At 41.8% G+C, this 21,191-nt stretch carries 20 protein-coding genes; 11 read left to right on the top strand and 9 right to left on the bottom strand.

The window, feature by feature from the left end; translation table 11 throughout:
* Positions 1 to 5 precede the first annotated feature (5 nt).
* From purH to BLP52_RS10550, 3 genes are all read right to left on the bottom strand, one after another.
* Positions 6 to 1,622 carry a bifunctional phosphoribosylaminoimidazolecarboxamide formyltransferase/IMP cyclohydrolase gene (gene purH / locus BLP52_RS10560; RefSeq protein ID WP_091710454.1) on the bottom strand — a complete coding sequence of 539 codons (1,617 nt, stop codon included), beginning with the start codon at positions 1,620 to 1,622 and terminating at the stop codon, positions 6 to 8.
* Positions 1,623 to 1,674: 52 nt separating this feature from the next.
* A complete protein-coding gene (locus BLP52_RS10555; protein ID WP_091710453.1) occupies positions 1,675 to 3,579 on the bottom strand; it encodes a phosphoadenosine phosphosulfate reductase domain-containing protein in 1,905 nt (634 codons plus the stop codon).
* Positions 3,580 to 3,993: 414 nt separating this feature from the next.
* A complete protein-coding gene (locus tag BLP52_RS10550; protein ID WP_162272974.1) occupies positions 3,994 to 4,779 on the bottom strand; it encodes a CRISPR-associated protein Cas4 in 786 nt (261 codons plus the stop codon).
* A gap of 156 nt (positions 4,780 to 4,935) precedes the next feature.
* Here BLP52_RS10550 and BLP52_RS10545 point away from each other — a divergent pair, with 156 nt between their 5' ends.
* From BLP52_RS10545 to cyaB, 5 genes are read left to right on the top strand one after another with little or no spacing between them, the layout of a single operon-like run.
* A complete protein-coding gene (locus BLP52_RS10545; protein ID WP_091710451.1) occupies positions 4,936 to 5,676 on the top strand; it encodes a helix-turn-helix domain-containing protein in 741 nt (246 codons plus the stop codon).
* 33 nt (positions 5,677 to 5,709) lie between these two features.
* A complete protein-coding gene (locus BLP52_RS10540; protein ID WP_091710450.1) occupies positions 5,710 to 6,759 on the top strand; it encodes a hydroxymethylglutaryl-CoA synthase in 1,050 nt (349 codons plus the stop codon).
* A 10-nt stretch (positions 6,760 to 6,769) separates the two neighbouring features.
* Entirely contained in the window at positions 6,770 to 7,942 is a 1,173-nt protein-coding gene (locus tag BLP52_RS10535) for an acetyl-CoA acetyltransferase (RefSeq protein WP_091710449.1), read from the top strand.
* A gap of 5 nt (positions 7,943 to 7,947) precedes the next feature.
* Positions 7,948 to 8,337: a Zn-ribbon domain-containing OB-fold protein gene (locus BLP52_RS10530; protein ID WP_202905780.1), complete on the top strand. Its 390-nt coding sequence runs from the start codon at positions 7,948 to 7,950 to the stop codon at positions 8,335 to 8,337.
* 12 nt (positions 8,338 to 8,349) lie between these two features.
* Positions 8,350 to 8,871 carry a class IV adenylate cyclase gene (gene cyaB, locus BLP52_RS10525; protein WP_091710448.1) on the top strand — a complete coding sequence of 174 codons (522 nt, stop codon included), beginning with the start codon at positions 8,350 to 8,352 and terminating at the stop codon, positions 8,869 to 8,871.
* Positions 8,872 to 9,017: 146 nt separating this feature from the next.
* Here the strand turns inward: cyaB and BLP52_RS10520 are convergent, their stop codons facing one another.
* The 4 genes from BLP52_RS10520 to metG all read right to left on the bottom strand — a co-directional run bounded on the left by BLP52_RS10520 (position 9,018) and on the right by metG (position 14,824).
* The gene (locus tag BLP52_RS10520) at positions 9,018 to 9,293 is read right to left on the bottom strand and encodes a hypothetical protein (RefSeq protein WP_091710447.1); all 276 of its coding nucleotides are present in this window, start codon (positions 9,291 to 9,293) and stop codon (positions 9,018 to 9,020) included.
* Positions 9,280 to 10,326, bottom strand: coding sequence for a hypothetical protein (locus BLP52_RS10515; RefSeq protein ID WP_091710446.1), 1,047 nt, complete (start codon positions 10,324 to 10,326; stop codon positions 9,280 to 9,282). Before BLP52_RS10515 ends, BLP52_RS10520 begins: the two co-directional genes overlap by 14 nt.
* Before the next feature lie 148 nt (positions 10,327 to 10,474).
* Positions 10,475 to 12,577, bottom strand: coding sequence for a sensor histidine kinase (locus BLP52_RS10510; RefSeq protein WP_091710445.1), 2,103 nt, complete (start codon positions 12,575 to 12,577; stop codon positions 10,475 to 10,477).
* Positions 12,578 to 12,784: 207 nt separating this feature from the next.
* Complete coding sequence (metG, locus tag BLP52_RS10505) at positions 12,785 to 14,824, bottom strand: methionine--tRNA ligase (RefSeq protein ID WP_091710444.1); 2,040 nt, start codon at positions 14,822 to 14,824, stop codon at positions 12,785 to 12,787.
* Positions 14,825 to 14,962: 138 nt separating this feature from the next.
* Here metG and sppA point away from each other — a divergent pair, with 138 nt between their 5' ends.
* On the top strand, positions 14,963 to 16,216 hold the full coding sequence (gene sppA, locus BLP52_RS10500) for a signal peptide peptidase SppA (protein WP_091710443.1): 1,254 nt from the start codon (positions 14,963 to 14,965) through the stop codon (positions 16,214 to 16,216).
* A 5-nt stretch (positions 16,217 to 16,221) separates the two neighbouring features.
* Positions 16,222 to 16,722, top strand: coding sequence for a metal-dependent hydrolase (locus tag BLP52_RS10495; protein WP_091710442.1), 501 nt, complete (start codon positions 16,222 to 16,224; stop codon positions 16,720 to 16,722).
* On the opposite strand, the gene BLP52_RS10490 is transcribed toward BLP52_RS10495, so the two are convergent.
* Positions 16,723 to 17,298 (bottom strand): DNA-3-methyladenine glycosylase I, encoded by a 576-nt coding sequence (locus BLP52_RS10490; RefSeq protein WP_091710441.1) that lies wholly within the window; start codon positions 17,296 to 17,298, stop codon positions 16,723 to 16,725.
* Positions 17,299 to 17,364: 66 nt separating this feature from the next.
* Here BLP52_RS10490 and BLP52_RS10485 point away from each other — a divergent pair, with 66 nt between their 5' ends.
* From BLP52_RS10485 to BLP52_RS10475, 3 genes are read left to right on the top strand one after another with little or no spacing between them, the layout of a single operon-like run.
* Positions 17,365 to 18,006 carry a class I SAM-dependent methyltransferase gene (locus BLP52_RS10485; protein ID WP_162272973.1) on the top strand — a complete coding sequence of 214 codons (642 nt, stop codon included), beginning with the start codon at positions 17,365 to 17,367 and terminating at the stop codon, positions 18,004 to 18,006.
* A gap of 34 nt (positions 18,007 to 18,040) precedes the next feature.
* Positions 18,041 to 18,775 (top strand): SagB/ThcOx family dehydrogenase, encoded by a 735-nt coding sequence (locus BLP52_RS10480; RefSeq protein ID WP_238380798.1) that lies wholly within the window; start codon positions 18,041 to 18,043, stop codon positions 18,773 to 18,775.
* A 17-nt stretch (positions 18,776 to 18,792) separates the two neighbouring features.
* Positions 18,793 to 19,092 (top strand): helix-hairpin-helix domain-containing protein, encoded by a 300-nt coding sequence (locus BLP52_RS10475; protein ID WP_091710438.1) that lies wholly within the window; start codon positions 18,793 to 18,795, stop codon positions 19,090 to 19,092.
* 53 nt (positions 19,093 to 19,145) lie between these two features.
* On the opposite strand, the gene BLP52_RS10470 is transcribed toward BLP52_RS10475, so the two are convergent.
* The gene (locus BLP52_RS10470; RefSeq protein WP_091710524.1) at positions 19,146 to 20,066 is read right to left on the bottom strand and encodes a ribose 1,5-bisphosphate isomerase; all 921 of its coding nucleotides are present in this window, start codon (positions 20,064 to 20,066) and stop codon (positions 19,146 to 19,148) included.
* A gap of 79 nt (positions 20,067 to 20,145) precedes the next feature.
* Here BLP52_RS10470 and BLP52_RS10465 point away from each other — a divergent pair, with 79 nt between their 5' ends.
* Positions 20,146 to 21,171, top strand: a complete 1,026-nt coding sequence (locus tag BLP52_RS10465; RefSeq protein WP_091710437.1) for a Fic family protein — start codon at positions 20,146 to 20,148, stop codon at positions 21,169 to 21,171.
* Positions 21,172 to 21,191: the final 20 nt, after the last annotated feature.

The following is a 21,191-nucleotide window of genomic DNA, read 5'->3' as shown; positions in this document are numbered from 1 at the left end:
ACACTTCAATGCAAGAAGTGTCTCATTCCGGTGAATACCAATGATACGCCCAGTCTGTTAGCTGTATCAATGACTTCCTGATCCCTGATGGAACCTCCGGGTGAAAGAATATACATTATACCATTTTCTTCTGCGTGCACAACACTATCATCGAATGGGAAGAAAGCATCAGAAGCCATCACACATTTTGAGAAAACATCTTTGCAGTAATCCTCATATGACACATCTGGTTTGTCGCGATCATACATTACCTTGAGATTCTCGCGTGCTTTGGTTGCAGCAAGTTTTCTGATAGAGTCAACTCTGTTTGGCTGACCTGCTCCCATTGAAAGCATCATGTAGCAACCGTCATCATACTCATATGCAAGGGTAACTGCATTTGATTTGACACACTTACAAGCGTGAAGGGCAAACTCAGATACTGCACGAAGTTCTTCAGGATATGCAACATCGGTCACACAATCCCATTTGTCATAGATACCAACATTACATGACTGCTTCAGTATTCCACCAATAACGAACTTGTACGTGTCTTCAACTTCAAAAGGCTCGTTCAGTTCAGGCAGTTCAAGAAGACGCAGGTTTGCACTCTTATTTTTCAGATACTCAAGTGCATCAGGTTCAAATCCCGGAGCAAGAATGATCTCCACAAATTTGCCGTTAAGGAATTCTGCTGACTTCAGGTCAAAAACCTTATTCGAACAGATGATACTTCCATAAGCAGATATAGGATCGCCATCCCAGGCAGCACTGAGAGCCTGCAAAAGCGTTTTTCCGGTTGCAAATCCGCATGGGTTGTTGTGCTTTACAATCGTTACTGCCGGGTTGGAAGAAGAGAGCTCTTTTACGGTCTTGAGAGCATTGTCTGCATCAATATAATTGTTATAGGAAAGTTCCTTCCCATGAAGTTGTTTTGCATTTGCAAGTGAAGGACCGGTTATACCATCCTCTTTATAGAATTTCGCATCCTGATGCCAGTTCTCTCCGTATCTTAGAGTTACTCCATCTTTATAGCTTAGACGCAATACGTCCTCACCAAGAAGTTCCTTGCTAAGGTAAGTGTCTATGGTAGCATCATAATCTGCAGTGTGTCTGAAAGCTTTCACTGCGAGTTTTTCTCTTGATTCCTGTGACACAACTCCTGTGGAACGGATCTCCTTCAATATATGACCGTAATCGTCCGGGTCACACACAACACTTACATAACGATAATTCTTAGCTGCCGACCTGAGCATAGCAGGTCCGCCAATGTCAATGTTTTCAATAGCTTCATCAAGCAATACGCCTTCTTTTGAAACTGTTATCTCGAATGGATAAAGATTGACTACTACAAGGTCTATCATTTCTACTTCTGCTTTCTGGGCCTCTCCCATATGATCATGGTCATCTCTTATACTGAGAATTCCACCATGGATCCTTGGGTGGAGAGTTTTTACCCTGCCGCCCATCATTTCCGGGAACCCGGTTACATCAGACACGTCCATGACCTCAATACCTGAGTCACGAAGCATGCGGGCAGTTCCGCCGGTAGAGATAATCTGTATGTCAAGTTTCTCGAGTCCGCGAGCAAAATCTACAATTCCGGTTTTATCAGAAACGCTGAGCAGTGCTCTTTTTACCAAAAAATCACCGTATAAGATTGGCGAATATATACTAAAAGGTTTCTGGTCAGGATCAAGAATTGAACTTCACAACAGGACATACACCAATACATTCACCGCAATGTGTACATTTATCATTGATAATAGCCAAACCCTTTTTCATTCTTATAGATCTGTTCTGACACTTGCCCACACAAACACCGCAACCACTACAAAGAATAGCTCTTCTGACAGAAAGTTCCACTTTCTTCATGAGTTTGCGGGCATCCCTATCTGAATCAGCTCTGGCGGTCACACTACCTGAAGCAAAGACCTGAGCGCGATTCTCACCTTCAGTAACCATTGCAACGCCTTCCATGTATGAGGTATTTCCAACAGCTTCCAGCATTCCGGTGAGTTCCAGTCTGTTAATGTCAACAGGACCATCAAAACCACCTTCTGCGGAGATGCCACCCTGCTTGCATGGACGATAGCCAGTTGTCACAGTGAAATGCAGATTATGTTCGTTCTTGCATTGTGGAACAAGATTGATCTCCTTTTTCTTTGCAATCTCTTTCAAAGGAGCAGGCAGGTCCTTCCATCTCCAGAAGCCATGCTTAACCCATTCCTCGGAAAGACCCATACGTTCTGCATAGGAAAGCAGGTAGTTGTTAAGCTTTTTCTCCATTTCAGGGTGAGTTTCCTTGAGTCTGTAAAGATCGGCAACGGAACATGAAGGACACAACCAGCAACCAATTCTGTCAAAACCCTCAGCATAAAGTGGATTGTAAAGCAAATCATTCTTGAAAATATAGAGCCAGACATGCATTGCAGTCCAGTTCTGTATAGGAGCGGCTGCTACCTGATTGCCTACCCATGGATTCTTCCAGACACGTTCGCTCTTTGCCCTTGTGTCAGACTCATACTTTCTCTGTCCGATGAAAGTGAGACATCCGTTATCGTAATTATCATTGATTATCTGGGTAATCGGTCCAAGTTTACACACTTTACAGCACCAGCGAACCTCGACACTTGGTGGACCGAAACTGTCAACTGAATCCCAGAAAGCGTTTCCTGAGTCCAGCATATTCAGAGGTCTGCCATAAGCCTCTGCAACATCATGTACATTCTTAACGGTTTCAGGGAACTCAATACCTGTATCTGCAAACAGAAGGTCGTACTCATCAAGACACTCACTTACAAGATGCAGAACTGCAAGACTGTCTTTTCCTCCTGAATAGGATACTGTGACCGGACGATCTACTGATGAAGATACATTTTTAATGAATTTGTGGGAACGTTCAATGAAATCATTCATGTAGCTCTCGTTGGCTTTTACAACATCATCCCAGGTCTGTCCACCCTCTGGAACTTTAATTTCAGCGGGTTCCTCCTTGAACCTCACTTTTACACCAACGCCCTTTCCTCTTTCGAGCATCTTCTCCCCGGTCATGCGGGTGCGGCCTACACCAAGGACTTTCCCTTCATGTGTAAGGACAACTACTTCTTCAGCTTCCAATATAGAAGGATCAGCATCCTTTATACCTGGAGCAAGCACACTGGAGCCACCGAGAATGAACTTCTCGGCACCTGCATCAATCATAACCCAGTTACTCAGGGTCTTGTGATCCGCATTACCAAATATGCGTCTAGCACCATTAATTCTCAGAAGAAGGGTCCATTTAAGCTGCTCAAGCTCAAAACGTATGCTGCCTATGACCTCACCATCTACAATAACCTCTTCCATACGGTCGTCATAGGGAGACTTGTTAAGTACAACTGTGCGCTGGTCTGTGATAAGCGGTGCATTGAACTGTTCAACAGAGATCTTATTGATAAGCTCAATTTCATACGGAAAAGCAGGTCTGATATCTCCCGGAGGAGTAATAGTTACCTGTTTTGTCTTTGCCCCGCAGGAGCATTCTTTTCCAAGTACAGGAACGTTACATGAAGGGCACCAGTAAAGGAGCAGTTCACCAAGGTAAAGAGGTTTGGACATTCTGTCATCCTAGATATTTAAGTCTTAAATGCTTTTTGGCAAATTCAGCTTTATAGATATCCGGCCATTATATTCTATCAGTATATTGTGAATTACTTGAATGATCCCGAAGGGTCCGGCGAAGCCGGCACTTTCCAAAAAGACAAAACAAAATAATCTGCAAATACCTTGTACTTTCTTCTTAGAACTTCTGTAGAATTCTCTGTATAAAGGCAATAGTCTTTGTAATAATCTTCTGCGCAGCAGCATCGGAATACACCGCCTTCGGCGAATGGTTACTTTGTATTAGATTATAGGTTGTTTTTATGGAAACAAAAATGAGCAACATTTGTGTCACTCATATTTACATGGTTTTTACAGAGCAACAAACCCTAAATCAATAATTTTGCTCATCTGAACTTCCGATTCAAAGATTCATAATAACTTAGAAACAAGTGAAGCTTTCACGTTGCACATATCTGAAAATTCACAACTGGCGCACAATGCACTCTCATTTTTGTCCGGCATTTTACCATCTTTTATTTTCCTTGCACGACTGATTCCTTTTAAGACCTGCCTTCTGTCATTTGAATGGATGTTTACCTTTCTGAAATTACCTGATTTTGCATAGATCACAAGACCGGATTTTATAGGAATTCCATGCTTTTCTTCCGCAAGCATTGCAAAGGATGTAACATGTAATCTGTCGTTGTTCCAGACACCATTTTCAGGAGCTTTGGATGTTTTTATCATCACAGGAACAAAGAATCCATCAATGATGAGAAGCCTGTAAGGAACTCCTGTAACATTCAGCTTTTCAGACTGGAGATATGGTTCATCATCTGAAGAAGAAATTAATTCTGCAATTTTGGATATTTCCGGGTTTTCTGTCTGCTCAGAAAGATTCTCTTGAATCTCTGGCAAATAAGAGCGAACATTTTCAGCAATTTCGTTCATTTCTTCCGGCGTGACTCCTGAGACTTCATCAGGATAGATCATACTCAAGTCATCCATCACCTGCAAAAGCAGGGAATCTAAGTCTGTGGATAACACATCGTCTTTTGACGAAGAGCCATTCAACACCTCGGAATACCTCATAGCCATTTCCTTTAATACAAGGTGTTCTATATAGCTAAGAGAGGAAGAATGGAACTGCTCGTGGCCGCGGCATGAATAATATAATTTCCTTTCACAGGAAAAATACATGGATAATTCGGACACAGTTATTTTTATTTTTTCGTTTTTAAGAAACATATTTTTATAGTTGATATATAACATACTATAAATAAGGAAATGGTTTGAATCGAAATACATCGACAATAAACGAACTTGTATTCGTTAAATATATATGGTAATCAACCCTTAGGAATATAAAGCATGAGTGAAGACGAATCGCATGATATGGTTCGCCAGCGTCTTGCAGAAAAGATGGCAGGCGAGATTACGCTGTCAGAGAAGCCTGGCGAAGCCCTGAAAAAATGGCGATTGAACTTCGAGATCGCACAGACCGACCTTTCGGGTTATCTGAGTGTATCTCCTTCGGTCATCAGCGACTATGAAAGCGGCAGGAGGAAATCTCCGGGAACGCTTATTGTGAGCAGAATAGTCGATGCGCTCCTCGAAATTGACGCACAGAGGGGAGGACAGAAAATTCATGCTTATGAGGGGATACTTTTCGCAGACAAAAAGTCTAAGGCCATTTACGCCACCTACGAATACACATTTCCCATGCAGGTTGCAAAACTTGCCAATATCATTGAGGCAGACATCGTTAACAAAGGAATAGAGAAACCACTTTACGGTTTTACTGTTGTTGACAGTAAAAAGGCTATTCTTGAACTTTCATCCCATGAGTTCCAGAAACTCTACGGATGGAGTACTGAACGTGCAATGATATTCACCAAGGTCACGACTGGAAAATCACCAATGGTCGCCATAAGGGTTACAAACCTGAAACCCGGGGCTGTTGTAATACATGGCCTGCGAGGAAACGAAGTGCATCTGATGGCTAAAAAAATGGCTGAGATTGACAGGATCCCCCTACTTGCAACGACAATGGATATTGACGATATGGTAGAAGCGCTGAAGAAATACAGTGAATACCATGTAATCGAGTAAATACCACTAAATGCACATTTGAATGGTGTTAAGATGAGTGTAGGGATAGTCTCATATGGTGCCTATGTACCAAAATATAGAATAAAAGTAGATGACATCGCCCGCGTATGGGGAGACGATGCAGAGATTCTCAAAGCAGGACTGATGGTCAACGAGAAAGCAGTTCCTGATGTTGATGAAGATGCAGCTACTATTGCAGTGGAGGCTGCAAGGGCTGCAGTAAACAGGTCAGACATAGATGCGCAGAGAATAGGTGCGGTATACACCGGTTCTGAAAGCCACCCTTATGCCGTAAAACCTACCAGTACTATTGTAGCAGAAGCAACAGGAGCAACTCCGGTGCTGACTGCAGCTGATTTTGAATTTGCCTGTAAGGCAGGAACCGCAGCAGTCCAGGCATGTATGGGTCTGGTCAGCTCAGGAATGATCGATCTTGGACTTGCCATCGGTGCTGATGTGGCACAGGGTGCACCGGGAGATGCACTTGAATATACCGCAGCAGCCGGTGGTGTAGCATATGTCATCGGTAACAAGGAATCTGAACTTGTGGCAATTATCGAGGACACATACTCTTTTACAACTGACACTCCTGACTTCTGGAGACGTGAAGGAATGCCATACCCGGAACATGGCGGAAGATTCACAGGGGAGCCAGGATACTTCAAGCACGTAACAAACGCTGCAAAGGGACTCATGAACAAGCTGGAAACAAAACCTGAAGATTATGACTATGCAGTGTTCCACCAGCCAAATGGAAAGTTCCCAAGCCGTGCAGCCAAGATGCTTGGATTCAGCAAGGAACAGATAAAACCAGGACTTGTTGTTCCAAGACTTGGAAACACATATTCCGGCTCATGTATGATGGGAATTGCAGCAACACTTGACCAGGCAAAACCAGGAGACCGTATCTTTGCAACTGCATTCGGTTCAGGTGCCGGTGGAGATGCTTTCAGCATAACAGTCACCGACAAGATAGATGAGATACGTGACAATGCACCGAAAGTCGAAGAGCTTCTTGCAGACCCGATCTATGTAGACTACGCAACGTATGCCAGGCATAAGGGTAAGATAAAGATAGCATGAGGTGTGGAAAATGAGAGATGTAGCAATCATAGGTGTTAAGAACACAACTTTTGGTGAACTGTGGGACCGTTCTTTCAGAGACGTTGTAGTTGAAGCCGGTGTAGGTGCTGTAAGTGATGCCGGTGTTGTAGGTGAGAAGATAGATGCGATGTTTGTCGGTAACATGAGCGGCGGACAGTTTGTAGAGCAGGAACATATCGGTGCTCTTATTGCTGATTATTCGGGCCTTGCAAAAGACATTCATGTGCCTTCAACCCGTGTAGAAGCTGCCTGTGCTTCAGGTGGACTTGCACTCAGACAGGGAATATATTCTGTGGCTTCAGGAATGGATGACATCGTTATCGCAGCAGGAGCTGAGAAGATGACAGATGTACCTTCACCAAAGGCATCATCAGCTCTTGCAGCAGCAGCAGACAGGGAATGGGAAGGTATCATGGGTGCAACGTTCCCAGGACTTTATGCAATGATCGCAAGAATGCACATGCACAAGTACGGAACAACAAGCGAACAGCTTGCCCGGGTTGCTGTAAAGAACCACCAGAATGGTCAGCACAACCCTATTGCCCAGTACAAAACCCCAATTACAGTTGAGTCAGTACTCAAATCCATCATGGTGGCAGACCCACTTCATATATTCGACTGCTCGCCAATCACAGACGGTGCATCTGCTGTTGTGCTTGCACCTGCAGACGTGGCACACGAATACACAGATACTCCTATTTATGTGAAGGCAACCGCACAGGCGTCAGATACAATTGCACTGCACGACCGCAGGGACATTACAACCCTTGATGCAAGTGTTGCAGCAGGAAAAAGAGCATATGAAATGGCAGGTCTACAGCCAAAGGACATTGACCTTGTAGAAGTGCATGATTGTTTCACAATAGCTGAGATCTGTGCAATTGAAGACCTTGGCTTTGCTAAGAAAGGTGAGGGTGGAATCGTAACACAGAACGGTGAGACCGCAATTGGTGGAAGGATACCTGTAAACACATCAGGAGGACTCAAATCATGCGGACACCCTGTAGGAGCTACCGGTGTTAAGCAGGCTGTTGAAATCGTAGAGCAGCTTCGCGGAGAAGCAGGAAAACGTCAGGTTGACGGAGCAGAGATTGGAATGACCCACAACGTGGGAGGTTCCGGTGCGACTGCTGTTGTACACATATTCTCGAGGAACAGGTGATCATCATGTCAGTACCAAGATTTTGGAGAAAACAGATAGCCAGGTACAACCTTGTAGGTACGCACTGTAAGAAATGCGATGAATATTTCTACCCGCCACGTAACATGTGTCCTGCTTGCAGACGTGAAGGTGAGATAGAGGATTACAAATTCTCCGGCAACGGAGAGGTTGTGACGTTCACCGTGATCCACACTGCTGCTGAAGGTTTTGAGAACCAGACACCTTATGTCCTTGGAATTATCAAACTGGATGAAGGACCAAGCCTCACAAGCCAGATCATATGCGAGCCTGAGACAGTGAAGATAGGCATGAAGGTCAAACCTGTGTTCAGGAAGCTTGGACAGGCCGGAGAACGCGGTATGATCTACTACGGTACTAAGTTCGTACCAGAATAAGAAGTTGCACAAATGTTAGAAATTGAAGTTAAAGCCCGTGCCGACCACCAGCAGGTAAAAGAGCAGTTGTCGACCATGGGTGCTGTTTTTGTGGGTGTCCAGCACCACTGCGACACCTATTTTAATTCCCCGGACAGGGATTTTGCCAAAACGGATGAAGCTCTTAGGATACGCTCCGTTGATGGCAGGTCTGTCATGACCTACAAAGGCAAAAAACTGGATACTCTATCCAAAACAAGAGAAGAATTCGAGACCGAAGTAGACGGTGGAACAACCCAAAGCATCCTGCTTGCGCTTGGATTCCGTGAGTCCGGTGTTGTCAGGAAAACAAGAGAGATCTACAAGTACAAGGGTATGACCATCTGTCTTGACAAAGTCGAAGGACTTGGCGAATTCATGGAAGTGGAGATAGGTGCCGAATCCGATATAGAAGGCCACCGAAAACAGATATTCTCATTTTTGGCTAATTTTGAGATGGGAGAAGAGGATTCCATCAGGACATCTTATCTTGAGATGGTTTTGGAGGAAAAGTGAGACCTCAGGAACAAAAAAAATGAGAAATATCTGAAAAAACCCAACAATATCAGAAAAGGCAAGTTTGTTTATGTTGCTGATTTTTCAGAGCGTTATAATAGAAGTAACGAAAAAAGTAAAATATTTATAGAATGATCAGAGAAAAATCATTCTTTGCTCTCATAGATATCTTCCAACTCTTCCTTTGTTAAAGGACATTTTATTAGGTCATGTAACTGTTCTTTACTAAGATGAAGCTGGTTTTTCATTCTATTTAACAGAATATTACCATACTCCTTTTTTCCATGACTTATAAATGTCCTTGAAGCTATCTTTCCATCTTCTAAATAATAAACATATAAACGATGATGACTGTCCGGTTTAGCATGGAAACCTTTTTTAGATAACGCAGTTTCAATGTCCTTAGGTTTAAAGGTAACCACTAGAACCACCTGCAATTGATTTTAGTTTTTCTGAAAGAATCTCTCCGCTATCTGCTAGTTTATCATCAGTTAAAACATATTCTTTATAGAGTATAAACAACTGTTCTTCAGCTTCTTTTATTACGCCTTTCATACTATTACTTACAGCTAGAATTCCTAAGTCATCGTTTGAAGCAACATAACAGTCATCTTCTCTTTCCATCAAAAGTAGTACATCTTTTAGAAGTGTTTTCAGCTCATCTGTTACTCTCATTTGCTTAAGGGAATAATCAGTGCATTCTTCAATAGAGTCTTCGCTGTCAATATACATAGCATAATATTTATTATGCGGTTTCATTGTCCCCTTCACACTTACAAACTTACCAATATATTCTCTAACATCATTTTCTATTTCGCTATCATAGAAACAGTTTATTTGTCCCTCAGGAGTATCAACCATAATCTTCTTTTGTTGATCAACTCTCAAATCAAATACCCAACCAAATATTTCTTTTTCATATTCTTCGGCTGGTTTATTCATTAACTCATGTAATTTTTCTTTATGATAGGATGAAAGTTCAGTCGGAGTCTCACCACAAAAACCAATTGAAACTGTTTTGGATGAGCCTGTATCCGGACATATTGAATAGAATTCTTTTAGTAATTTATTGAGACGATGAGGGTCGTTTATTATAGGATACAATTCTTCTTTTGACATACTTTTTTTTGATATGGCTTTGAGAAGATCATTTGTGGCACATATTGCCATCTCCCCCAACGTCCCATCATCTGTAATACTAATTTGTTCATCGCCAATTATCAGCTCTGCATCAACACTGCCCATTTTGATATCTTTAAAAAGTAGAGTGCATGAATCCTTGACTTCCTGAGGAAAAACACCACTTGTACGACATCCATTTCCAAATACATAATCTCCTACATGATAAAGGATATTTTGCAGATGTTGAAGTGAATTAATGAAATCAATCGCTGGAACTTTTTTTCCACCATCGAGATACAAAGTTACATTTCTTTTCTCAGTACTCAAAGCCATACGTATACCTACTTATAACATGTTATAGATATATTTTTAGTTTTTGATTTTTGAAGAGATTACATAAAAAATTTTCACATATTATGCATAGGTTCTATAAAAAATAGAGATATAAATAAAAAATAGGATTCCGGAATTTGCAGAAATATCATTCATTCCCATCAACAGGAATCTCAAAGTAGAAACAAGAACCTTTACCCAGTTCACTTTCCACCCACACAATGCCATCATGCATTTCCACAAACTTCTTTACAAGAGCAAGTCCTAGTCCGGTTCCCTGATACTTGCGATTATGGGCAGAATCCACCTGAGTGAATTCGTGGAAAAGAGAATTCAGGTCAGACTCTGATATACCAATGCCTGTATCCTTTACTGAAAATATAGCATATTTTCCACTTTTTCGAACATCCACGATAACATTTCCATTCTCAGGAGTAAACTTCATCGCATTGCTCAGGAGATTGAGAAGTGTTTGTCTGATTTTAGTTCTGTCAGCTTTGATGATTGTCAGTTGCTCATCAATATTAGACTTAAGAGAGAGATTCTTTCTAACTGCGAGAGAGGAAATATTTCCTATAACCTCATTCACTAATTCAGAAACATCAACATCATCGGTATTCATCTCCATCATACCTGCCTCTATCTTAGACAGGTCAAGTATGTCATTAATTACATTAAGAAGGTGTTTTCCACTGCTTGAAACATTGTTAAGGTAACGTTCCTGCTTTTCATTGATATCACCAAATGACTTCAGGAGAAGCATGTCTGAAAAACCGATAATTGAATTCAAAGGAGTACGCAGTTCGTGGCTCATATTGGCAAGGAACTGGCTTTTTGCATGGTTAGCAGCATCAGCTTCGATCTTTGCATTCAACAAAGCTTCTTCATAAACCTTAGTTTCAGTTATATCCCGGATAATCACCTGAACCGTACCTTTTTCTTTATCAATCACCGAAGAACTGATACCTGCATGAATTTCTCTTTTGCTGGAAAGTTTCAGTTTAATCTCTGACCTGACAGAACCATCCCTAATTGTCTGCTCATAGATATCAGCCAGATTAGGAGAATATCCCTCGGGAGACAAAGAAGTGATATCAATCTCAAAAAGCTCAGGTTTCTCGTATTCAAGCAATTCAGAGGTCTTGGAGTTTGTATCAACCAGTGAAGCTCCCCGGCCAAAAATAATGATTGCATCATTTGACTGTTCAAAAAGAGAATGGTATTTTCCTTCCTTTTCTTCAAGTGATGTCAACATATTATTGATATCACCGGCCAGCCAGTTGACCTCATCATCACCTTCTATTTCAATTCTGGATGTGAGGTCCCCACTCTTCTGAATTTTTCCAAGTCCGTGAATAAGCTGGTTGAATTTGGCATAATTCATATTCTTTGCCAGATAGATATGAATATAAAGTTCAATAGAACTTATAGCTAATAATGAAAAAGCCAGTAGAGAAATCAATTGAATTCCTTCGGCTTCTGTCTGCCCCATTGTTCCTACTTTTAACATTTTGACAGGATGCCCCATGATATCATATAAAGTAATCATTCCTGCGGGACTTCCTTCTTCAAAACTACCAACAGAAGCTTCACCTGCTATATTACCTGGTACTTCTCCATTCATCTCAAAATGAGGATCGATATCTTCCAAAGCAATAGAAATTGCACCGTCTTGAGTAATACCTAATTTATTCAGATCAATTGTATGACAAACAACCATTACCATACTTGTTCCATTTGTTCCACTTCCAGAAGAAAAGCATTTCATTGCAACTACCAAGGTTCTTTCTGGAAGAAAGACAAGACCTGAAATTGAGCCAGTATCCATACATTTAGAAAATACTTCAGGATGGGATACTAAATAAGTTTCAAGATCTGTGGGAGAAGGAACTTCATCGATAGTATACTCAAAAAGAGGAGATTTCGAAGTCGTATTATAGATCAATAAAGATTCTACATTATGATTTACAAGCAATTCATTATTATACAGCGTATCCTCAAATTCATTGAAATCCGGGCCTTGTATTTCATATTGTGCATAAAGTGCCAAATTTGAAGCGCTTGACCTAAGAACCTGCACCTGGTCATCTTCTATGTCATCGATTACCATATGCGTATTATGCATAGCATAACGCTCCTCAATATTGTGAAAACTGGATGAAAAGATAAGATAACTGAAAAGGATCATCAAAAGAACTGAAGATACAAAAAGAATTATATGAAGGACAAGGTCCCTTTTTTCCATTTCCATTTTTGTAGCCTCAGTTAATCAATAGAACATAAAAAGAAGCAAAAAGAGCAACTTTGTAATTGTTCCGCATTAGTATATGCATTATATAAATTATTCATAAATAAAAATATCATACCAAAGAATAATACAAAGATTTATAGAAACTAAATTAAAAAGAGAAAATAAAGATAAATAGGTGCGGAATGCACCCCTGCCAAAAAGACAAAATTATCTGATGCAGGAACCGGGTCCCATATCCTTGTCAGTTGTCAGCAGTGAAACTCTCTCACCGGCATCTGCTGCCAAAAGCATTCCCTGTGATTCAACGCCACAGAGCTTTACAGGCTTCAGATTTACAAGAACATTCACTACCTTACCTACCATCTCTTCAGGCTCGTAGTACTCTGCAAGACCTGCAACAACCTGTCTTGGTTCCTCATCTCCTATATCAACCTGAAGACGCAGGAGTTTCTTTGATTTCTTGATCTTCTCAGCGGTAACGATCTTACCAACCCTGATATCAAGTTTTGCAAAATCATCATATTCTATTTCGTCTTTATATTCCATTATTTCTACTTCCTTAATGCCTGCTTCTTTTGCCATTGCTGCCTTTACGCGCTTTGATGATATTGCTTCCATCTGTGCTATCTTGTCATCCTCAAGCTTGGTGAACAGAATTTCAGGCTTGGCGAGTTTTGTTCCGCTTACAACAGGAACGGTTGCTTCCTCGTATGTAACTTCATGGACATCTGAATCCATGCCTATCTGCTTCCATGCAACTTCCATGCTGCCTGGTGTCATTGGTTCAAACAGCAGGATCAGTGCCTTAGCAAGCTGGATACAGTTCTTTACAACCTTTCCGCAGGCGGCTTTATCTTCTTTAATGAGCTTCCAGGGTTCGTTTGACTGGAAGTATGAATTTCCGTATGATGCAAGGGCCATTGCAGTATCAGCAGCCTTCTTGAACTCATATTCAGAGTTTGCTCTTATTACTTCTTCAATGGTTGAATTGATCTTCTCTATGACCTCCAGATCAATATCTCCCTCAGGAATCTCACCGAAGTTCTTGAAAGCGAAGAGCAGGTTCCTGTACAGGAAATTGCCCAGCACACCAACAAGTTCAGTATTGATCTTGTCCTGGAATATCTTCCATGAGAAATTGACCTCTTTGGTGTGTGAAGTGTAACTTACAAGATAGTACCTGAGAAGGTCCGGGTGGAAACCATGGTCAAGGTAATCTTCCTCAACCCATACAACATATCCGCGGCTCTTGGAGAATGTCTTGTCCTCAATTTTTAGCATACCTGATGCAACAACTGCAGATGCCTGGCTGTAGTCTGCTCCCTTGAGCATTGCCGGCCAGAAAATGCAGTGGTGGTAAATGATGTCTCCACCAATGAAGTGAACTATCGGACAGTCACCTTTCCAGAATTTCTCCCAGTCTCCACCGGTTGCTTCTGCCCACTCTTCTGTGAAAGCCATGTAACCAATAGGTGCATCAACCCAGACATATACGACAAGGTCATCGTGTCCCGGGAACCTTACACCCCATTCAAGGTTTCTGGTAATACACCAGTCTGTAAGTTCCTGCTTTATCCAGCCCATTGCATAATTACGTGCGTTCAGTGTGCCACCAAGGTTCTCAAGGTGTTCCATGAGGAAGTCCTTGAACTCGGACAGCTTGAAGAAAAAGTGCTCCTGTTCCTTGTATTCAGCAGGACCTTTACATATTGTACAAACGGGCTCCTTAAGCTCTCCAGGCTCCAGGTGTTTTCCACAACCCTGGTCACACTCATCTCCACGTGCTTTCTCACCACAGTGAGGACATGTTCCTGCAACATACCTGTCAGGAAGGAAACGGTCACATTGAGGGCAATAAGCTATCTCGATGACCTTTGGATACACATAGCCTTTATCAATAAGCTTGTCAACGATCTCAGTTGTACGGTTGTGGTTCTCTTTATCATCGGTTGTTCCGAATGCATCAAAGTTCACACCCATCTTCTTGAAAACTTCATCAAAATGAGTATGGTACTGCTGCACAAGCTCTTTAGGTGTGAGACCAAGTTCCTCTGCATTCACAACAATAGGAGTTCCGTGGGTATCAGAACCACATACAAATGTTGTTTCCTGTGAGTTCTTCTGGAGAGATCTCACAAAAATATCTGCGGGAATGTATGTTCTAAGGTGCCCCACATGCGCTTTTCCGTTCGCATACGGAAGACCACATGTCACAAGCACGGGTTTATCAGAAGGAATGTTTGACATTTATTATCTCCACTAAAAATATGATCAATATATAGTGTGTTGCATTGCGTGCAATTATAAAATATATTTCGCTCGCTAGCCACAAGGGAAGCTTTTTGAATGTGCAAATACATTTTATATGCGGGATGGAGCGAATAGATGAACGGAGATAATTCAGAAAAAAACACAGAAGATGATGTCGAATATCATCTTTACCCGTATAGTTATGATAAAAACGGGAACGACGAGATCCAGACCAACGTCGTATCCGAAGATACTGAAATAGAAGCAAGTGCTGAAGATGAGTCGTCTGTTAGAGTTGAAACTTCTGAACCTGTTCGGGTAGAAGCTGGAACTCAGGCGGAAAAGAAGACTTCAAACGACATTAAGAGTAGTGAAGCTGTAAATGCTGCTTCAGAAACTCCTGTAAAGGAGAAATTGGCAGAACCTACAACAAAAGCAGGAAGAGGTTATTACGAACCATCCCGTGAAACTCCTGTCGTTAAGAAGAAAAGCCGTAAATGGCAGTATATTGCCTTTGTCCTGGTTCTCCTGTTCGTCATCGGCGCAAGTTTTGCAGTTATTTACCAGTCATTCAACGGCAGCCTTTATTCTTCAAACGATAAGATAGCTGTTATTTACATAGAAGGAACTCTGGTTACTAGCAGTGTACCAGGCGGACTTGGCTACGCCAGCTCGGAAGATATCTCTGATAACATCAGAAAAGCACTGAATGACGGAGATGTGAAAGCCATAGTATTGCGTGTCAACAGCGGAGGAGGAGCTTCAACAGCTGGTGAAGAAGCATACGAAGAAGTTAAAAAAGCAAGTGAAAGCGGAGTGCCCGTAGTTGTCTCAATGGGAAGTACAGCAGCCAGTGCAGCCTACCACCTCTCATCACCGGCAGACCTGATCGTTGCTAACCCGTCAACAATGACCGGAAGTATAGGTACTATATGGCAATTCCAGAATCTGTCAGAATACTATGACAAAGAAGGCATACAATACTACATCGTAAAGTCCGGTGAGTTCAAAGACATGGGAAATCCTGCCAGAGGACTTTCCGATGATGAAAAAGAATACGCCAACAAGGTTGTAGAGGAAGTTTACAGCAATTTCGTCGCGGATGTGGCAGAAGGCAGGGATATGAGTGTCAGTGAGGTCAAAAGTCTTGCAGATGGTAGAATTTACACTGGCAGAGAAGCAAAGAAACTTGGGCTTGTGGATGAACTGGGTAATTTCTATGATGCTCTTGACATTGCAGCGGATCTTGCAGGAATAGAGGATCCGACAATAGTCTACATGAACAAGCCAACGCTTTCAAGTATGCTTTTTGGCTCAGAGACAAATGCAGATTCAACCTCTGAACTGGCGTATTACTATGAGGACAGCCCTTACGGATACATTACCTGATATGAATGCCCTTCACACCTTTTCATTTAGGACCGGCCTTTCTCCTCGGAGAACTCTTCGAGAAAAAGGTCAACCTTTTTTCTATTTTGCTTGGCAGTATCATAATTGATGTACGTGCAACTTACTGTCTTTTTACGGGCTGTCGGTCTTTGCATGGACCGTTTCATACTTTCCTGGCTGCAACTATTGTAGGATTAATACTTGCATGGGTCATTTTTTCGCAAAGAAGAGGGTTGCAGAAGATAACTGAAAAATTGAGAATCGAACAGAGTTACTCTTTAAATTCAATCATACTGGGTTCAATTATAGGAACATGGAGTCATGTACTACTGGATTCTCCTCTGTACACCGACATAACTCCACTCTGGCCTATGTCAGCCAATCCGCTATTATGGATCATGAATTCCGGTACAATATACGCACTATGTGCAGTTTCTTTCCTGCCTGCAATTGCTATATTTATTTACAGGTACCAGAAAAGAAAGCCAGGAAAGCAAAAAGAATGATCACTGCATTTTCCGGCATTCTTCATACCTGAAGCAATCCACCACATGGTCATTTACCATTCCCACAGCCTGCATGAAAGCATAGATTATCGTAGGACCCACAAAATTAAATCCTCTCTTTTTCATGTCCTTACTTATCTTTTCTGAAAGCTCGGTTTTTGCAGGAATATCCTGCATGGATTTCCATGAGTTCTGTATTGGTTTTTCATCAGGAAGGAATGTTCTGAGATAAGAATCAAATGAACCGAACTCATTCCTAGTTTCAATGAATGATTTTGCATTATTGACAGCAGAACGCACTTTCAGTTTGTTTCTGATGATCCCGGGGTCCTGCAAAAGTTCGGCAATTTTCTCTTCATCGTAAGCAGCGACTTTGTTGTAGTCAAAATCATCGAAGGCTTTCCTGTAATTCCCTCTTCTTTTCAGGATGGTGTCCCAGCTAAGTCCTGCCTGTGCGCCCTCTAGTATCAGAAACTCAAAGAGCCTTCGGTCATCATGCTCAGGAACTCCCCATTCCGTATCGTGATATGCAATTTCATGTTCGTTGGCTTCAGCCCACTCACATCTAACTTTCATATATTTCAAAGAGATATCAAAGCTTTTATAGTTTCTTTTAGAGAATCCTGTATGGGAATGGTGGGCATGAAAAAAACCGTTTATGACATCCATGCTAAGAACTATGATAGCTGGTACGACAGGAATTCGGCTGTTTACGCTTCTGAAATTGAAGCCATTCAAAAACTGATGCCATCCTGTTCTGGAAAAAACAGTATTGAGATAGGAGTTGGTACAGGTAGATTTGCGTCGAAACTGGGGATCAACTACGGAATCGATCCTTCTGTCAGTATGCTGGAAATTTCAGCATCCAGAGGAGTAAGATGTATAAAAGGAGTTTCAGAATGGCTTCCTGTTAAAAGTTCATCCATGGGACTTGCACTGATAGTTACAAGTTTCTGTTTAATGGATGCAAACATGACACTGGAAGAAGTGCATCGAATCCTGAGTACTGAAGGATACTTTATTATCGCTTTTGTCGAAAAGAACGGTATTCTGGGTGAGAAGTACCGTAAAAAAGCATCAAAAAGCAGATTCTACAGAAATGTTGTTTTTCGTACTACAGAGAATATAATATCAATGTTGAAAGAACACGGGTTCGGTGATATAACTGTCATGCAGACACTTTTCAAGCCCCTGAATCAAATTCAGCGGCCCGAAGAGGCAGAGGAAGGATTTGGAAGAGGTTCCTTTGTAGTTATAAAAGCAAAATGTATAAAGAACGGGTAGATAGTTAGTATGAGAACAGTGGGAGGATAGTATCTTGGGGAAAATTGGGAAAGAATTCATGGAAAAAACACAGTACCGGTATCTTGACAAATCAGATCAGTCAATGGGATATCCTAACCCTGATCTGGAACTTGGAACAGAAGAGAAGGACAAAATAATTGGTCTTCCTTGGCCAGGAGAAATTGAAATTGAAGACATCAATCTCAGAAAAGCTATTGAAAAGAGAACAAGTGTCAGAAATTACAGTTCTGAGCCGCTTTCACTGGAAGAGCTTTCCTATTTGCTCTGGTGTACTCAGGGAGTGAAGGAAGTTGTCAGGAATGAAGCTACTTTCAGGACAGTCCCGTCAGCGGGAGCGAGACACGCTCTGGAAACCTACATTCTCGCAAACAATGTCAAAGGACTTGAAAAGGGTCTTTACAGGTTCCTTCCAATTGAACACAAGCTTGTAGAAATAAACACTGAAAAGGATATTGCCACAAATATCAGACGTGGATGCCTCGACCAGCCTTTTGTCACCAGCAGTGCTGTAACTTTTATCTGGACAGCGGTTCCCTACAGGATGACATGGAGATATGGACAGAGAGGTTACAGGTACCTGCATCTTGATGCCGGTCACGTGTGCCAGAACCTCTACCTAAGTGCGGAATCCGTGGGCTGCGGAGTTTGTGCCATTGCAGCATTCCTTGATGAAGAGATAAATCCTGCAATGGGAATTGATGGCGATAACGAGTTTGTTATTTATGTTGCGACAGTGGGTAAAAAGTGATATTTGAGGAAGCCACGATGAAAGCAAAAAATGCGGATTCCAGAAATGAAATTGAAAACTATAAAGCCATTACAAAAGAACTAATAGTAATTCCCGGTGTTGGGAAAAAGATAGCTAACGACCTGTGGAATCTCGGTATCCGCAGTGTTTCTAACCTTAAGAACAGAGACCCGGAGGAACTCTACCAGCAATTATGTGATTTTCAGGGGATGCATTTAGACAGGTGCGTGCTCTATGTTTTCAGAGAAGCGGTTTATTTTGCATCCAATGAAGATCATGACCCTGAACTTCTAAAATGGTGGAACTGGAAAGACTGAGACTTTCCAGAAACTTGTAATTAGAACCAGAATGGTTTTTAAAGCTTAGATTCTCAGATTTGCATTTCAAGACCCAGATAATCCCTGAGAATTGTGAAAGCCATCGCAGGTGGGAAAGCACCGACTTCAGTGATTATGAGGTCAATATATTCTGCCGGAGTTACATCAAAAGCAGGATTTTTTACTTTGACATTTGGGAGCTCTTTGAGGATTTCAGAATCAATTACTTCATCACTTGCACGGTCCTCAATTTCAACCATCTCTCCAAGAAGAGTTCTGGGACTGAATTTATAGGTCTCTGCAGCCACAATCACATTCCTGCGGGCTTCCTGAGCTGCCATTGCAAGCTGTGATGTACCTATTTTATTTATGAGAGCACCGTTAACGGAAATAGAATCTGCACCGACAACAACAAGGTCAACTTCCTTCATGGTCAGCCTTACAGCCGAGTCAACGATAAGAGTTGTAGGAATTCCATAATCATTCAGTTCCCGGATTGTAATAAAGCCCTGTCTTCTGGGCCTCGATTCGGTGGCTATGACCGATATATCCTTTCCCTGATCAAAGGCTTTTTTGATGATTGAGAGTGCTGCATGGGAATTGCAGTGTGTCATAATGACATCGCCGTCATGGATACGCTCAGCACCTATCTTCCCAATTTTACCAAGTGCCTGCTCTGCATTTGTTATGAACTTCTCGGCGTTCTTTGTGATCTCATCAATTGCATCATAAACATTGGTTGCGCTGTGCCTTTTTGTAAGGGCAACTGCATTTGGGAGAGAGACTGCTGTAGGTCTGGTATCAACAAGTATCTTTGCAGCTTCTTCAAGTTTGACGTTGAACTCACTCATAGGTAATGATTTCAGTGACATTACATAAGCCCTGAGTGCTGCAGAAGCTGCAACTGCAATTCTTCCGGCACCCCTGATCTCCATCGTCTTTATCTTCTCTGCTGTAGTATTCAGGTCTTCCATAGCATTCATATTTATAAGTCGTAGTCAAAGAATTTATATTTAGCCAGTCAATCAATGGTAAAAAACGGAGACATGAAGCATGTACCAGCCTGATTTCCAGTATAACGACAGAATAGTGCGGTTACTAGCACGAATACATGCAGCAAGAGAGATAATTCTCAACACACATGTACCTCCTGCATGGGAAAGAAGACTGCAGATCAACAATCTTTTCAGACTCACATATCATGCCACAAGTCTTGAAGAAAACGGACTTTCCATCAGGCAGGTTACAAAACTGGTAAACGGACAGGATATTTTTGGAGATGAGAGTGATAAAAAACAGGTATTGAACTTCCTGGAACTAAATCAATACCTGCAGGAAATGGAAGATGAAGAAATTACCGAGGATACGATATTCGCACTCCACAGGATAGCCATGAGAGATATGGCTCCTGATGACGAGATAGGAAAGTATCGTACCACTATTGCAGAAGGTTTCATGGAACCGGAGAGAGTGAGATATTGCATCAGGGACCTTCTGGAGTGGGCATACGGAGAAGAATCTGAGGACATACTCCCAACACTGAAAGCGGGTATTGTCCTTTTTGAACTTTACCGGATGCATCCTTTTGAAAAAGGAAGCTGTACCATTGCCACAAATATTTCATCTTATATGCTTTCTCAGAATTTCAGAGAAGCAAAGAAGCTGTTCACCATAGAGGAGTTCTTTAACCAGAGAAAAAGAGACTTTTTTGAAAAACTTGAAGGAAGGAGCGATTGTAAACCTGACATCAATGAATGGTTGGAGTATTATCTCTACGGACTTGCTCTTAAGGTATCAAGGGTTGAGAATGCCGTACTGAACATCAGTCGTGATTACGGAACCGTTGGAAAATATATCCAGACAGGACTGAAAGACCGCCAGCTGGAAGCTATCAGGTTTGCCCGTGAAATGGGGAAGATCACTAATAAGGAACACCAGAAATTGTGTAATCTGAGTGTTTCAACCTCAAAACGTGACCTACAGGATCTGGTTCAGAAAAAAATCTTCATACAGGTTGGAAGAACCGGAAGAGGAACTTATTATAAACTCAGGTTTGACCATCTTGATGAACTCATATGAATATAGGTTTGAGATTTGAA

Source organism: Methanolobus vulcani, from assembly GCF_900100715.1.
In the GTDB taxonomy this organism is placed as follows: Archaea; Halobacteriota; Methanosarcinia; order Methanosarcinales; family Methanosarcinaceae; genus Methanolobus; species Methanolobus vulcani.
This window is presented reverse-complemented; position numbering and strand designations above follow the sequence as displayed.